13 protein-coding genes, 2 tRNA genes and 1 pseudogene are annotated in these 14881 nt (G+C 55.5%); 9 read left to right on the top strand and 7 right to left on the bottom strand.

Annotated elements, in window-relative coordinates; genetic code table 11:
* Positions 1 to 10 precede the first annotated feature (10 nt).
* The 4 genes from tnpC to HXW73_RS12000 form a co-directional block, all read right to left on the bottom strand.
* Complete coding sequence (tnpC, locus tag HXW73_RS12015) at positions 11 to 1561, bottom strand: IS66 family transposase (RefSeq protein WP_186255920.1); 1551 nt, start codon at positions 1559 to 1561, stop codon at positions 11 to 13.
* Positions 1562 to 1654: 93 nt separating this feature from the next.
* Entirely contained in the window at positions 1655 to 1990 is a 336-nt protein-coding gene (tnpB, locus tag HXW73_RS12010; protein WP_186252812.1) for an IS66 family insertion sequence element accessory protein TnpB, read from the bottom strand.
* Positions 1987 to 2355 (bottom strand): IS66-like element accessory protein TnpA, encoded by a 369-nt coding sequence (gene tnpA, locus HXW73_RS12005; protein ID WP_186252813.1) that lies wholly within the window; start codon positions 2353 to 2355, stop codon positions 1987 to 1989. The genes tnpB and tnpA overlap by 4 nt, the downstream gene beginning before the upstream one ends.
* 228 nt (positions 2356 to 2583) lie before the next feature.
* The gene (locus HXW73_RS12000) at positions 2584 to 4041 is read right to left on the bottom strand and encodes an alpha/beta hydrolase (protein WP_240538622.1); all 1458 of its coding nucleotides are present in this window, start codon (positions 4039 to 4041) and stop codon (positions 2584 to 2586) included.
* 515 nt (positions 4042 to 4556) lie between these two features.
* Between HXW73_RS12000 and HXW73_RS11995 the strand changes: the two genes are divergently transcribed.
* The gene (locus tag HXW73_RS11995; RefSeq protein ID WP_186253316.1) at positions 4557 to 4826 is read left to right on the top strand and encodes a hypothetical protein; all 270 of its coding nucleotides are present in this window, start codon (positions 4557 to 4559) and stop codon (positions 4824 to 4826) included.
* Between the two features lie 326 nt (positions 4827 to 5152).
* A complete protein-coding gene (locus HXW73_RS11990; protein WP_240538621.1) occupies positions 5153 to 5776 on the top strand; it encodes a hypothetical protein in 624 nt (207 codons plus the stop codon).
* Between the two features lie 8 nt (positions 5777 to 5784).
* On the opposite strand, the gene HXW73_RS11985 is transcribed toward HXW73_RS11990, so the two are convergent.
* Positions 5785 to 6309: a helix-turn-helix domain-containing protein gene (locus tag HXW73_RS11985; protein ID WP_186253315.1), complete on the bottom strand. Its 525-nt coding sequence runs from the start codon at positions 6307 to 6309 to the stop codon at positions 5785 to 5787.
* Between the two features lie 277 nt (positions 6310 to 6586).
* Here HXW73_RS11985 and gltX point away from each other — a divergent pair, with 277 nt between their 5' ends.
* The 3 genes from gltX to HXW73_RS11970 all read left to right on the top strand — a co-directional run bounded on the left by gltX (position 6587) and on the right by HXW73_RS11970 (position 8347).
* On the top strand, positions 6587 to 8065 hold the full coding sequence (gene gltX, locus HXW73_RS11980) for a glutamate--tRNA ligase (protein WP_186253314.1): 1479 nt from the start codon (positions 6587 to 6589) through the stop codon (positions 8063 to 8065).
* A gap of 94 nt (positions 8066 to 8159) precedes the next feature.
* Positions 8160 to 8235: transfer RNA gene (locus HXW73_RS11975), tRNA-Ala, on the top strand.
* 36 nt (positions 8236 to 8271) lie between these two features.
* Positions 8272 to 8347 (top strand) — tRNA-Glu (locus HXW73_RS11970).
* 384 nt (positions 8348 to 8731) lie between these two features.
* Here HXW73_RS11970 and HXW73_RS17955 read toward each other — a convergent pair.
* Positions 8732 to 9614, bottom strand: a pseudogene (locus tag HXW73_RS17955) (NAD(P)-dependent oxidoreductase).
* Positions 9615 to 9717: 103 nt separating this feature from the next.
* Entirely contained in the window at positions 9718 to 11004 is a 1287-nt protein-coding gene (gene gltA, locus HXW73_RS11960; RefSeq protein ID WP_186253313.1) for a citrate synthase, read from the bottom strand.
* A 487-nt stretch (positions 11005 to 11491) separates the two neighbouring features.
* On the opposite strand from gltA, the gene sdhC reads away from it, so the two are divergent.
* From sdhC to HXW73_RS11940, 4 genes are read left to right on the top strand one after another with little or no spacing between them, the layout of a single operon-like run.
* A complete protein-coding gene (gene sdhC, locus HXW73_RS11955; RefSeq protein WP_186253312.1) occupies positions 11492 to 11869 on the top strand; it encodes a succinate dehydrogenase, cytochrome b556 subunit in 378 nt (125 codons plus the stop codon).
* Positions 11863 to 12210 carry a succinate dehydrogenase, hydrophobic membrane anchor protein gene (gene sdhD, locus HXW73_RS11950; RefSeq protein WP_085917368.1) on the top strand — a complete coding sequence of 116 codons (348 nt, stop codon included), beginning with the start codon at positions 11863 to 11865 and terminating at the stop codon, positions 12208 to 12210. Before sdhC ends, sdhD begins: the two co-directional genes overlap by 7 nt.
* Before the next feature lie 3 nt (positions 12211 to 12213).
* On the top strand, positions 12214 to 13986 hold the full coding sequence (gene sdhA, locus HXW73_RS11945; RefSeq protein ID WP_186253311.1) for a succinate dehydrogenase flavoprotein subunit: 1773 nt from the start codon (positions 12214 to 12216) through the stop codon (positions 13984 to 13986).
* A 25-nt stretch (positions 13987 to 14011) separates the two neighbouring features.
* Positions 14012 to 14722, top strand: a complete 711-nt coding sequence (locus tag HXW73_RS11940) for a succinate dehydrogenase iron-sulfur subunit (RefSeq protein WP_186253310.1) — start codon at positions 14012 to 14014, stop codon at positions 14720 to 14722.
* Positions 14723 to 14881: the final 159 nt, after the last annotated feature.

Genomic DNA, 14881 nt, shown 5'->3' with positions numbered 1-14881 from the left:
TGGCGTGTGATCAGGCGGGTTTTTGCCAGTTTTGCGGTAGGAGTTCGTGGAGTTGGCTGGCCTTGTGGGTCGGCAGCCGCTCCAGAACGTCTCGGAGGTAGGCGTAAGGATCATGGCCATTGAGCTTGGCGCTCTGGATCAGGCTCATGATATTAGCCGCGCGCTGGCCGCTGCGCAGTGACCCGGCGAATAGCCAGTTGGAACGGCCGAGCGCCCAAGGGCGGATCAGGTTTTCCACCCGATTATTGTCAATGGGTAGCCCACCGTCGTCGAGGTAGCGCGTTAGCGCCCCCCAACGCCTCAAGCTGTAATCTAATGCCTTGGCCGTCGCCGAGCCGTTCGGGACCTTCTCGCGATGAGCCAACATCCAGCGGTACAGCGCGTCAGTAATGGGCCTGGCTCGCGTCTCCCGCAGTCGTTGACGCTCTTCCACGGTGAGTGATTGTGCCTCGCGCTCCACCTGGTAGAGCTGGCCGATTAGCGCGATGGCCTGCCCGGCGATTTGGCTCTTGTCGGCCACGTGCAAGTCGACGAACTTGCGTCGTGCGTGAGCCATGCAGCCGATCTCGGTCACGCCCTTGGCAAAGCTCTGCTTGTAGCCGCTATAGTCGTCGCAGATCAGCTTGCCTCGCCAGTCGCCAAGGAAGTCGCGAGCATGCTGACCGCCGCGCCCCTCGCTGAAGTCGTAGACGACCGCCTTCAACTCCGCATAGGGCGTGGTGGCATAGGCCCAGAGGTAGGCTCGGTGGGTTTTCTTCTTCCCCGGAGCCAACATCGGCACCGGGGTCTCGTCGGCATGCAGTACCGGCTCATTGAGCAGCAGGTCGCGTAAAGCATCGATCAGAGGCTGAAGCCGTACGCCGCAGATGCCGACCCACTCCGCCAGAGTGGAGCGCGGAATCGGTACGCCGGCGCGGCCAAAGATCTGCTCCTGGCGATAGAGCGGCAGATGATCGGCATATTTGGCGATCAGCACCTGAGCCAGCAGGCCGGCGGTGGGGATGCCCTTGTCGATGATCTGTGCTGGCATCGGCGCCTGGACCAGTGTTTCGCACTGGTCACAGACCCATTTGCTGCGGATATGGCGTTCGACGTGGAACACGCCCGGGGTGTAATCGAGTTTCTCGCTGACCTCCTCGCCAATCCGCCGCCGTTGACAGCCACAGTTACAGAGCTCGCTCTCCGGATCATGATGGATCTCGGTGCGCGGCAACTCAGGGGGCAAAGGGGCGCGCTTAGGCGTCTTCTTGGTCGCTGGCGGCGTGTCGGGGGTGGCCAGGTCTTCCAACTCGGTCTCGATGGCCGCGATGTCGGCATCCACCACCTCGTCCAGAAGACTGATTTGAAGGACGTTGAGCTGTTCGCTGCGTTTGCCGAAGGCATGACGCTTGAGCAGTGCCAGTTCATAGGCCAGCTTCTGGTTGACCTGCTCGGTGTGGTGCAGCGTTTTCTGGCTCTGCGCCAAAGCCTGTCCCTGCTGCTCGACCTGCGACATCAGCGATGCCGCCAGGTGGCGAAGCTGATCGGGGGAGAGCTGAGAGAGGTCGGATGGCGCGTTCATCGGGTAAGTATGCCAGCGGCCGGAGGAAAGGGGGATTGGCATATCATCGAATACCCCACCACGGTGTTTTGTGCCGTTCGTGGCAAGTGCGCCTTAGACCACCGAGATTACGCCGTCGGCCCCAATGCGTTGCCAGGGCAGACCTTGTACCAGCACGGTCAGCTGTTCGGGAGAGAGCTTGACGCTATTGCCGTGCCAGTTACCGGCCCAATGAAACTTGCCTTGGTTTAGACGCCGGGCGCACAGCCAGATGCCGAGGCCATCGTGGATCAACACTTTCATGCGGTTACCACGGCGATTGGCGAACAGGTAGGCGCAGTTCGGCCGCGCGGTGCCGAACACCTTCACTACCCTGGCCAGGGCCGTGTCGGGACCGGCGCGCATGTCCAGTGGCTCGGTGGCCAGCCAGATCTCGTCGATACGAATCATGACAGCAGATCCCGAAGTAGCGCCCGACACCCCTGCGCATCGGACAGCGGCCATTCGATGGTCACGGTGCCTTTGGGGCTAGGCAGTGAAAGGCGAATAGGCTCGGCTTCCTGATGCGGGGTCGACGTCAGTGTTGTGGTGCTTGTCATCGGCACCGGGACAAATGCCGGGGGGGCACTTACCGTCACCATGCGACGAGCCTCACGAATCCACTTGTGCACCAGATTGGCGTTCAAGGCATGCTCCAAAGCGATGCCGGCCACTGAGGCACCGGGTTGTTGGCACGCTTCGACGACGCTGGCCTTGAACTCGGCTGTAAATCGGCGACGCTTTCGAGGTGCTTCCAATACGCTTAACTCACTCATGATAGGTGTCCACTAAGGAATAGGTGGACACCACCGTCATCGAAGTCGGAGCTCAGCGGAAGATGTGTTCACCGGCCGGATACGAAGCTATTGCCGAAGAGCCCAATAGCTTTGAGCCTGACTTCGAAAACTAAATGATGAGCCCGCCAAAAATGGCGGGCTTATGGTGAAGCTATTATTTAGCTGCTCATACTTTGGATTCTGCCAGTTTGAAGTAAAGCGTGCGTACTACTCCAACTGCCATTCGGCAAGCGGCACTTCGTCTTGGCAACTGGTGTCTACTTGCGCGAGTGGGTCACCAAGAAATTCGTTAATAACGGTGGATCGACACTCATTGACCGGGCTATGCCCCAGCGCCTGCATCTCGATAGCCTGTAGATTGGGCATTGTGTCGGCAAGCTCTTCGCTCCAGCGAGTACCGCAACAAGGGTCCATCTGGCCATGGATCGCCAGGGCTGGGGTCTCTGTCGTTACAGTGTCGTTATGCTCGGGTGGTACGTCGCCATCTCCGCCCCACCAGGCGCAGAGCCAGATAGGTTCAAAGCCAATAATGGCCGGTTCGCGCTGTACCGCGGCCATCGAGTCTTCTGGCGTTGGGCGGTTGGTTCCCATGTCGTTGCAGGCCTGAGCCAGGAACGCGCCCATGGCGTAATTGGGTGCTTCGGTAACCGGGCTGTAATTGTCAATCATGAAGAAGTCATGAAGCGACGAATAGTCACCTTCAGGCACCTGGGAAACAATGCGAGGCAGTTCGGCATAATATTGCGGCAGCATCAGGTAGAGAGTGTCGAGAAAAGCGGCACCGTCAAAGTAGAGCGTTTTCTGCTCGCCGTCTGATTCAACCTGGGCAATATAGGGCTTGTCGTCCAGTGCGCGGCGCGCTCTATCAACTGCCAAGAACCATGCCGGAACCTGTTCTCGACAGGCTTCGCTGTCTTCAACGCACATGGCCAAAACGTCCGTGAATCGACGTTTTAATGAATAGAACTCATCTAACGGCGCTCTATTGCGAAGGCTGGTGTACCAGGGCCAGCCAAGAATGGCGGCTCTCACACTGTCAGGGTAATAGCGAACATAAGACAGCGCTGTGCCAGCCCCGGTAGAGGAGCCGAAAATATTCACGTTATCGTAATCAAGCAGGTTACGAATCTCTTCGAGATCGCGTGAGGTGGCGCTTTCTGTATATTGGGCAATCTCAACGCCCTCATCTTCAAGCTTTTGGTAGCAGTCGGCGACTTCGTCGGTGATGTGTTGCATCCGCTCCATGGGGTCGAGCGAAGCCGTTAGCGCCGGTGTGTGAATAATATTGTGGTAGGGGGACACGGCTGCGTAGCCCGGGCACTCTAATGAGGGAGTGGCATGCTTAAAACCGCGTGGATCAAACACCACTAACGAGCGGTTGCCGATATCCTTACGCAGTTGCTCGATGTAATCAGCATTACCGAGGATGGAGTATCCTGGGCCGCCGGGGAAAAATACCACGGGATCACTTTCCGCGTCGGCGTCAGTTTCAGTTTCTGGGTCGATGACGCCTACGGGGAGCTCAACCGTCTTGCCGTTTGGGGCGTTCCAGTTTTCTTGACCATAAAAGGTGTAGCAACTGGCATTGAGGTCTTTCAGCGCTTGAGTTGCACAGGCTGAACTTTCTAGCCGAGGGATAGCGCCCTCACTTTGTGCGTGGGCCATTCCAGTGCCTAGTGTAGCCATAAGGCATAGGCTACTGATGGCCATATGCTTTTTGGGGGACATGACATCTCTCCATTGCTCTCATTATGTTGGTGAGAAGGACGGCAAATGCTTTGCCGTGTCCCCAATATAGTTGAGTAAACCCTAAGTAACTGTGGTTGAGCATTTTCTATCGAATACTTTAGCCCGCTTATGAGCGGGCTTTGGTTCTGTATTTGTGCTATTGATCCTCCTGAAATGTACCCGCAATACCCATCGCATACAGCGCTTCGGCATCCTCGGCTGAGTCGATCTGTTTGCTGACTTGGCGGCTCGGCTTTGAAACAGCCCGACGCCTCTCCAGGTGCAAGTGAGCTCGCATGCAGTTAGAGCAGCTTGATACGAGCATAAGTGTCATTTTTTGCTACGCTTGCGGTGTTGCTTTGAAGTATGCGAAATGGTGACCCGCTCGCCAGAAGGATGCGGCAACGGCCCCCAATGCCGGGGTAATTTCATTGGATGAAAAGAGGTACAAAATGGCTAATTTCACGGAGACGAACCTGAGTCTCGATCACTACACCTGGGATGCACTGCCTGATGATGACCCTCATGTGACCGGCGAGCCCGATAGCACGCTCTTTAACCGTCAGCAGGGTTACGAGGTGCTTTACATGCTGAATACGGTGCTTTCTGCATCGGCGCCGATTACGGCGTTACACAAGGGCGAGGCATTGATTCGGGATGAGCTGCCAAGCGATACGCGCGAACAGCTGGACGTGAAGAAATGGCTTGATGAACGCCTGTAAAGCTCTGATAGCTTAAAAATGTTTTCCCTGGCCACCGGGTGGCTGGGGAAATCGGATGACATGATTATGTATCTCTTAAGATGACGACCCGCATTTCCTGCCTTTAGCTTCAACGATTACCTATTTGTCCTAATCTCCGTCATTCAACTTATACTTGCCCCGCATACGTTCTGCGATAGCAGCGGCTGTCTCTATGGTACGCCTTTGTATATTGTTAAGGGCGGCAAGCAGGGTGAGATTAATCCTTTCCTCAATCAGTGGCTTATTTCTCTGTGTATGTGGCAGGGGAGTGATAAGCTGGGAATTATGGTGGTCGAGGAGCGGATATGCATCAGATGAAAACAGGTTTCAGGCTAACGTTGGTTGGCATCATGTTATCCACCATGACACTGCTTGTTGGCTGTGGTGGCGGGGACGAGCAGGCCGCGGACGAACAAGCCCGCGAGACAGCAGAGGCGGCAGCACAAGAAGAAGTAGCGAGTCGCGAAGCCCAGGAGGAGCAGAGCGAGCCAGCCAAGGAAGTGGAGCCGTTGGATGTGCGGATCCTCGTTTCGGCTTCGATCGGTTCAGACCGCCGTTTGCTGGTCGAGGGTGAGACTAATCTTCCCGATGGCGCTCAGGTACAAGTGATTGTCGAGCGCGAACTGAGCCGCGTGCGCTGGCGCGAGCGGGTCGATGTTGAGCAAGGGCAGTTTATCGCGGGGCCGTTTGGGCCCGGTAGTGGTCTGCCGGACGGTGGCTATAGTGTCAAGGTAGAGCTGTCCGAAGCCACCGTTCAACCCAGAGCCGTACAGCAGCGCATCGGTGAAGAAGGCGAATATCTGACGGGTGAACTGATCACTCAATCCCGCCATGGCCTGGGCCAAATTGCCACTTACACTACACGCTTTATGGTTGGCAACCAGCCCAGAGAGTCACGGGGTAACGCTGAGTTACTCCAGACGCCATGAAATATGCGTCAGGCAGAGCGCCAGTGCGCTAACAGTACGGCCTGAATAGTGACGTCGCTGGCAGCTTTGCTCAACTGTTTAAGGTGAAGTTTGCCGTCCTCCTCCACCAGATATAAGCCGGTCTTGTGGAAGACATGGGTGGGGCCCAGCAGCAGCAAGTCGCCCGGCTTGGCGGGTGCAAAGTCGCTGCCCGGGCCTGGTGTCACCATGATGCAGGGGGCTTTCCAGTTGGCCTTGAGCGGTAAGTGATCAGGTACGGTCATTGCCGTTGACTGCACCTGCTCCCAGGGCAGCGGCCCTTCGTGGTTTAGCGTCAACAAGAGTGGGGCGCTGTCACCCTCAAGCAATGTGGCGAGCGAACAGTCCAGAGATTCGGCCAGCGCCACCAAGCGCTCATGGCCGATTTGCTTGATGGCCCCGGACTCCCAATAAGAAATGGTGACATCCGATACGCCAACTTTACGTGCAAGGGCAGCTTTGTTGAGCTTGGCCCGAAGTCGCAGTTGCTTGATACGTGAGCCTAGCGATTCCATTGCGTTTTCCTGTCGATGAGCGACGTTGCTCGTTTAAAAATGTCCATCAAAACGATGGCGTTAAAAAAGAGTCTCTGCTGAAAATGAGACCTGAATTCAGGTGGTCAGCGCCACGACATACTAAGCGATTGTGCAATAACGCGCATTTTTTTCCAGACAACGTTTATTTAACTCATCTGTGACGCTTTCTGGCGGAAGTCGTTCCCTACGCGATGGTGTTGGTTAAGCACAGGGTGCGTATAATATCGCCACGCATTATTGCCAAAAGGACGCTCCAATGACCGTACGTACCCGAATTGCGCCATCGCCGACGGGAGATCCCCATGTCGGTACGGCGTATATTGCGCTGTTTAACTTATGTTTCGCACGTCAGCACGGCGGCCAGTTTATCCTGCGTATCGAAGACACCGATCGGGTGCGCTCCACGCCAGAGTCGGAACAGATGATTCTTGATTCGCTGCGCTGGTTGGGCCTTGAGTGGGATGAAGGCCCGGATGTGGGTGGCCCGCACGGTCCGTACCGGCAAAGCGAGCGTGGCGATATTTACGCGCAATATGCAAAGCAACTGCTGGATGACGGGCACGCTTTCAAGTGTTATCGCACCAGCGAGGAGCTGGATGAGCTGCGCGAGGCACGTAAGGCCGCCGGCATGCAGCTGGCGTTAAAGCCGGCCGACCTGGCTTTGGATGAAGCCGAAGCTGAGCGTCGGGCGGCAGAAGGCTGGCCTTTTGTGGTGCGGATGAAGGTGCCAAACGATGGTGTGTGTGTGGTGAGCGACATGCTACGTGGCAGCATTGAAGTAGAGTGGGCGCAGGTAGACGCTCAGATTCTGCTGAAATCCGATGGCATGCCCACTTATCACCTGGCCAATGTAGTAGACGACCATTTGATGGGCATTACCCATGTGCTGCGGGGTGAGGAGTGGATCAATTCCGCCCCCAAACACCAGCTGCTTTACGAGTACTTCGGTTGGGAGATGCCGCAGCTTTGCCATATGCCGCTGTTGCGCAACCCGGATAAGTCGAAACTATCAAAGCGCAAGAATCCGACGTCGATTAATTACTACCGCCGCATGGGGTTCCTGCCCCAGGCGGTGACCAACTACCTGGGTCGAATGGGCTGGTCGATGCCCGACGAGCGTGAAAAATTTAGCCTCACAGAAATGATGGAAGCCTTCGATGTTCAGCGCGTCTCGTTAGGCGGGCCGGTGTTTGACCTGGAAAAGCTGACCTGGTTGAACGGGGTTTATATCCGCGAAGACCTTGACGACGACGGGCTACTGAAGGCACTGCGTGAGTGGGCCTTTAATGAGGACTACGTAAAGCAGATCCTGCCGCAGATTCGCCCCCGTATCGAAACCCTTGCCCAGGCGACACCGTTGGCGGGGCATTTCTTTTCCGGGTTGCCCGAGCTAAAAGAACAGGACTTCGACAACGTCAAGCTGGAAAAAGACGAGTTGGTCAAGCTGCTGCAATTCCTGGTCTGGCGTTTTGAAGGGGTGCCCGCGTGGCACAAAGAGGCACTGCTTGAGGAAGTGAAGACTCTAGCCGCGCACTTTGATTTGAAAATGAAGGCTTTCCTGGCACCTGTGTTCATCGCCATTACCGGTAGTAGCACCAGCACATCGGTCATGGATGCGATGGCGATTCTAGGCTCAGACGTCACGCGCGCACGGCTTCGCCATGCGATCGAGGTGCTGGGCGGCGTTTCCAAGAAGCAGGCCAAACGCCTCGAGAAAGAGTTTCGCGATCTATAAGAACCGCCCATTACAATAGCCATAACATTTTGGCATTTTCTTAGTTGACGAAGACGAGCGTAATCAGTAATATACGCCCGTCTTCGCGACACGTGGGGCCTTAGCTCAGCTGGGAGAGCGCAACACTGGCAGTGTTGAGGTCAGCGGTTCGATCCCGCTAGGCTCCACCAATTTTGACTCCGTCATACGCGAAGCGTGTTTGAAACGTCCCATTCGTCTAGTGGTCCAGGACACCGCCCTTTCACGGCGGTAACAGGGGTTCGAACCCCCTATGGGACGCCATCATTATTCTGCATTATCCCTTCCTTTTGGCAGCGCTATAAAGCTCATTTCATGTGCTTACCTATGCCTGTGCCTAGCCGTTTTACAACCCCCATTATGTGCTGAAAATCCGCTGATTTAGCATATTTTGTACTTGACTTGTCCACTTTTGCATTTTTTTAAAACAGGTTGTGCACAACCCCGCTATGCTAGTGCGCTAAATCATTGTTTTATGATTATTTGTTTAAAAACAGTGACTTGCATAAGGTTAAAAAATGACCAATTTAAGACGTCCCCGCTAATCATGGCGATTGTGGGACGTTTTCTAGTGGTTGTGAACAGGGTTATCCACAGATAGTGTGGAAAACCCTGATGGGGTTAATAGAGGCGTGAAAAGTCAAGCATCTATTGCGCTTTGCGTAGACGTTTTAGCAGCGATGAGGTGTCCCAGCGGCCACCGCCGAGTCGTTGTACATCGGCATAAAATTGATCGACCAGCGCAGTCACCGGCAAGGTGGCATCAAAGTGGCGCGCCTGGGATAAACAGATAGCAAGATCCTTGCGCATCCAGTCCACCGCGAAGCCATGTTGATGCTCGTCGGCAATCATCGTTTTGTGACGATTTTCCATTTGCCATGAACCCGCGGCGCCTTTGGATACCACATCGATGACCTGTTGCTGATCAAGCCCGGCCTGCTCTGCAAAATGCAAACCCTCTGCCAGGCCCTGGACCAGCCCCGCAATGCAGATCTGATTGACCATTTTGGTCAGTTGGCCGCTGCTGGCATTGCCCATTAGTGTCACGGCGCGGGCATAGTGATCAAGAAGGGGGGCTACCGTATCGAAGTGCGCTTGTTGGCCGCCACACATGATGGTCAGCGCACCATTTTCTGCACCCTGCTGGCCGCCTGATACGGGGGGCGTCAAGAAAGGCGATGCCCTGTTGGCGGCAGGCGGCATCAAGCTCCAAGGCCAGGTCTGCCGATGCGGTGGTGTGATCAACCAGAAAGCTGCCTTTCGCCATGCCTTGGAGCACGCCGTTTTCTCCGGTTGTCACTTGTCTTACGTCGTCATCATTGCCAACGCACACCAAGACAAGGTCAGCGCCTTTGGCGGCTTCGCGAGGCGTGGCGTGGGCGCTACCTCCGTATTCACTGACCCAGGCGTCAGCTTTGCTGCTGGTGCGGTTGTACACACGCGTGGTGAGCCCCTGTTGGGCAAGATGCCCCGCCATGGGATAGCCCATAACGCCTAGACCGATAAATGCGACTGTCTTGATCGTAGCCATAAATCACCTGATTGTTGGTGTGTTGTGAATTAGTGATGGCGGAAATGCAAAAGGCCACCCTAGGGCGGCCTTTGCATGCTCATTTCACTCTGAGTAATGCGGCTTACTTTTTAGGGTAATCGCGCTGGTCATGGCCAATGTAGAGCTGGCGAGGACGACCGATCTTGTAGCTTTCGCTGAGCATCTCGTTCCAATGCGAAATCCAGCCGATGGTGCGTGATACCGCAAAGATTACCGTGAACATGTTTCTCGGGATGCCCATGGCTTTCAGGATAATGCCCGAATAGAAATCGACGTTCGGATACAGTTTGCGCTCAATGAAGTATTCGTCTTCAAGGGCAATCTGCTCCAGGCGCTTGGCGATTTTAAGCTGCGGGTCGTCGGCCAGGCCGAGCTCGGCAAGCACTTCGTCGCAGGTCTCTTTCATCACCTTGGCGCGCGGGTCGAAGTTGCGATAAACGCGGTGGCCAAAGCCCATCAGTTTGAACGGGTCGTCTTTATCCTTGGCTTTATCAACGAAGTGCTGGATGTTCTCTTCGGAGTCTTCGCCAATTTCGTCGAGCATCGCAAGGACGGCTTCGTTGGCACCGCCGTGCGCCGGGCCCCATAGGGCGGCAATACCTGCGCTGATACAAGCGTAGGGGTTGGCGCCGGTCGAGCCCGCCAGGCGTACGGTCGAGGTGGACGCGTTTTGCTCGTGATCCGCATGCAGCATGAAGATGCGGTCCATGGCTTTAGCGTATACCGGGTTGATTTTGTACTCTTCGCACGGGTTGCTGAACATCATGTAGAGAAAGTTCTCTGCATAGTTCAGTTCATTGCGTGGGTAGTTGAACGGCTGGCCGATGTTGTACTTGTACGACATCGCGGCGATCGTCGGCATCTTGGCGATCAAGCGAATAGCGCTTATCTCGCGGTCTTCTTCTTTGGTGATGTCCATATGGTCGTGGTAGAAAGCGGCTAGACCGCCAACGACGCCACACAGGATCGACATCGGGTGCGCATCGCGACGAAACCCTTTGAAGAAGTTATTGATCTGATCGTGAACCATGGTGTGGTTACGAATGCGCGACTCAAAGGCTGCATACTGCTTGTCGTCAGGTAGATCACCGAACAGCAGGGTGTAGCACATTTCAACGAAATTGGACTCTTTCGCCAGTTGGTCAATGGGGTAGCCGCGGTGCAGCAGTACGCCCTTGCCACCATCGATATAGGTAATGGCAGACTGGCAGGAAGAGGTGGCCATGAAGCCGGGGTCGTAGGTGAACAGGCCCTCGGCACCCAGGGCGCGGACGTCGATAACGTCTGGGCCAAGTGAGCCGGAGTACATCGGTAGTTCGATCGTTTTATCTAGACCGTCTACCGTTAATGTTGCTTTCCTGTCAGCCATTCTGGCCTCCTTTCGAGTTCGGGTTGGGACGTAAAGTCGGTGCTGCGCATACCGCGCCGGCGAAAAGGCCTGCCCACTATAGAAGCGTGCGTCATTTTGTCAATTAGCCCTATCGCTAGGCATGATTGTACAATATATATTGTCCTGGTTAATGATTGTCCATGGTTGGTGCGACGTTTTAGGTTGGAAATGCTATCACAGGGATAATACGTTAACCTGCTTATTAACGAGCTTGCTTACCGACACTATAGCGATGCTGCGATGCAAAATCGACTCACAATATGGAGTTTTTTCTTGCACAATGGTCGAGTAAAGCTTTAGTTCGGTTTGTCAGCGGGGGCTAAGCTTCTTATAATCTCCGGCGCACGACCGGTAGGTTGGTGGTCGTGCCCGACTTGGCAACGGCCGAGCCCCTTCCAGTAATCACTGCCCGCTCGGGCTATGCCCGACCTGTCGCAGAGCGGGCCAATAAGAGTGTGTATAAGCCGTGAATAGCAAACGACCCGTAAATTTAGACCTGACGACGATACACTTCCCCCTTCCGGCATTGACGTCGATTGCACACCGCATCACCGGTGTCATCCTCTTTGTTGGCCTCATTTTCGCTTTCTGGGCACTTGGTAAATCGCTGTCTTCACCGGCAGGCTTTGATGCCGTTAGCAGTGCCTTGGCCAATAACTTTTTTGCCAAGCTAGTGGCTTGGGGCCTACTGTCGGCGCTGGCGTTTCATTTCGTCGCGGGCATTAAACACCTGCTGATGGATGCAAACATAGGCGTGACGCTCGAGGGCGGTGTGAAAAAAGCGCAAATCACCGTGGTGGTAAGCGCGATTCTGATTATTCTGGCAGGAGTCTGGGTATGGTAACCAACATCACAAGCTTTGGCCGTAGCGGCCTGTCCGACTGGCTTATGCAGCGTTTTTCAGCGGTGGTGCTGGCCATTTACACCGTTTTCATGGTGGCCTACCTGCTGTTTAACCCCGACCTGGATTACTACGCCTGGACCGCGCTGTTTGATCAGACCTGGATGCGGATTTTTTCCCTGCTGGCCTTTATCTCAGTGGCGGCGCACGCCTGGATCGGCCTGTGGACCGTGACGACCGACTATCTTAAATCCACCTTCGTTCGCGTAGGTGCCCAGTCTCTCATCATTCTGGCCATCTTTGTGTACCTGGTGTGGGGCATTCAAATTCTGTGGGGAGCTTGATACATGTCTAACCTACGTAGCCTGACCTTTGACGCCATTATCATCGGTGGCGGTGGCTCTGGCCTGCGCGCTGCTCTAGAACTTGCGAAATCCGGTAAGAAGACAGCCGTATTGTCGAAAGTGTTCCCAACGCGTTCCCACACTGTTTCTGCCCAGGGCGGGATTACCTGTGCCATCGCGTCTTCCGACCCGGATGACGATTGGCGCTGGCACATGTACGACACCGTCAAGGGCGGCGACTATATCGCTGACCAGGATGCGTCGGAGTACATGTGTTCTGAGGGCCCGAAAGCGGTCTTCGAGCTTGAGCACATGGGCCTGCCGTTCTCGCGCTTCGATAATGGCCGCATCTATCAACGCCCCTTCGGTGGTCAGTCGAAAAACTTCGGCGAAGGCGGCCAGGCAGCACGTACCTGTGCCGCGGCCGACCGTACCGGCCATGCGCTGCTGCATACGCTCTACCAGAACAACCTCAAGAACAATACAACGTTCTTGAATGAATGGTACGCGGTGGACCTGGTAAAAAATGCCGAGGGTGATGTAGTGGGCTGTATCGCCATGTGCATCGAGACCGGCGAAGTGGTTCACGTGAAATCGAAAGCCACGGTGCTGGCCACCGGCGGTGCAGGGCGCATCTACGCCTCGACCACCAACGCCCTGATCAACACCGGCGACGGTATCGGTATGGCGCTTCGCGCTGGCTTCCCGATGCAGGACATGGAAATGTGGCAGTTCCACCCCACCGGTATTTACGGCGCGGGTACGTTGGTCACCGAAGGCTGCCGGGGTGAAGGCGGTTACCTGATCAATAAAGATGGCGAGCGCTTCATGGAGCGTTACGCGCCCAACGCCAAAGACCTGGCGGGCCGCGACGTTGTCGCGCGTTCCATGGTCATGGAAATTCTGGAAGGTCGTGGCTGCGGCGAGAATGGCGATCACGTCTTCCTGAAGCTTGATCACCTGGGCGAAGAAGTTCTAGGCAAGCGCCTGCCGGGTATCGTTGAGCTGTCCAAGACGTTTGCCCACGTCGATCCGGCGAAAGACCCGATTCCGGTCGTGCCGACCTGCCACTATATGATGGGCGGTATTCCGACCAACATTCATGGTCAGGCGATCACGCAAGACGAAAGCGGCAAAGACCACATCGTGAACGGCTTGTACGCCTGCGGCGAAGCGGCGTGTGTATCAGTTCATGGGGCCAACCGTCTGGGCGGCAACTCGCTGCTCGACCTGGTCGTCTTTGGCCGTGCTGCGGGCATGTTCATCGAGGGTGCACTCAACGAAGGTATCGAGTACCTGGATGCCTCTGAGTCTGATATCGCCTCGGCCATGAAACGTATTACCCGCTGGAACGAGTCGGATGGTGGCGAAAGCATTCCCGCGCTGAAGGCCGAGCTTCAAGACATTATGCAGACGTCTTTCGGTGTTTTCCGCGAAGAGAAGAATATGCGTGAAGGCGTCAAGAAGCTAGATGAACTTCGCAGCCGTATTGCCAATGCCCACCTGCCTGATAAATCCAATGCGTTCAACACGGCGCGTGTGGAAGCCTTGGAACTCGATAACCTGATGGAAGTGGCCGAAGCGACGGCGATCGCTGCTTTAGAGCGTAATGAAAGCCGTGGTGCGCACTCGCGCTACGACTATCCTGACCGTGATGATGTCAACTGGCTGAAGCACTCGCTTTACTTCCCGACCACCAAAGAGTTGAAGAAGCGCGACGTCAACTTCAAGCCGAAAACCGTTGATACGTTCGAACCCAAGGTTCGTACCTACTAATTCTCTGTAATGAGAGGGAGTCACTATGTCCAATCTTCAGGTATCCATATACCGCTATAATCCGGAAACCGACTCCGCACCCTACATGCAGGAGTTTCAGGTCGATACCAAGGGTCGCGACGTGATGGTGCTGGATGTTCTTCATATGATGAAAGAGCAAGACAGCGGGCTGGCATTTCGCCGTAGCTGCCGCGAAGGGGTTTGCGGCTCAGACGGCATGAACATGAACGGCAAGAATGGTCTGGCCTGCATTACGCCGTTGTCAGACGTCGTGAAAGGTAACAAGCTGACCCTGCGTCCGCTGCCCGGCCTGCCGGTCATTCGCGATATGGTCGTTGATATGGGGCTGTTCTATAAGCAGTACGAGCGTATTCAGCCGTACCTGCAGAACGACACCCCCGCACCAGCGATCGAGCGCCTGCAGTCGCCGGAAGAGCGCGACAAGCTGGACGGCCTTTATGAGTGCATTCTGTGCGCTTGCTGTTCAACCTCGTGCCCGTCTTTCTGGTGGAACCCGGATAAGTTTGTTGGTCCGGCAGGCCTTTTGCAGTCGTATCGCTTCCTTGCGGATTCGCGCGACACGGCGACCAGCGAGCGCTTGACCGATCTGGAAGACCCGTTTTCCGTGTTCCGCTGCCGCGGCATCATGAACTGTGTGGCGGTGTGCCCGAAAGGGCTTAACCCCACGCGGGCGATTGGCAAGATTCGTGAGATGTTGCTGGCAGATGCCACGTAAAATAAGGGGCTTTTATGCATAAAAAGCGGATACCACCTAATTTGCGCACAAATGGCACTTAAATCGTGGCGCTTCGCTTGTTATCATAGTGCCCGTCATCCGGTGCGGCGACACGCCGCACCGGATGTCCAGTCAAGTTTAAAAGCCGGTGCCGTGAGT

Source organism: Halomonas sp. SH5A2 (assembly GCF_014263395.1).
Lineage (GTDB): Bacteria > Pseudomonadota > Gammaproteobacteria > Pseudomonadales > Halomonadaceae > Vreelandella.
The sequence above is the reverse complement of the archived record's forward strand: the minus strand, read 5'-3'. Positions and strand labels throughout refer to the sequence as shown.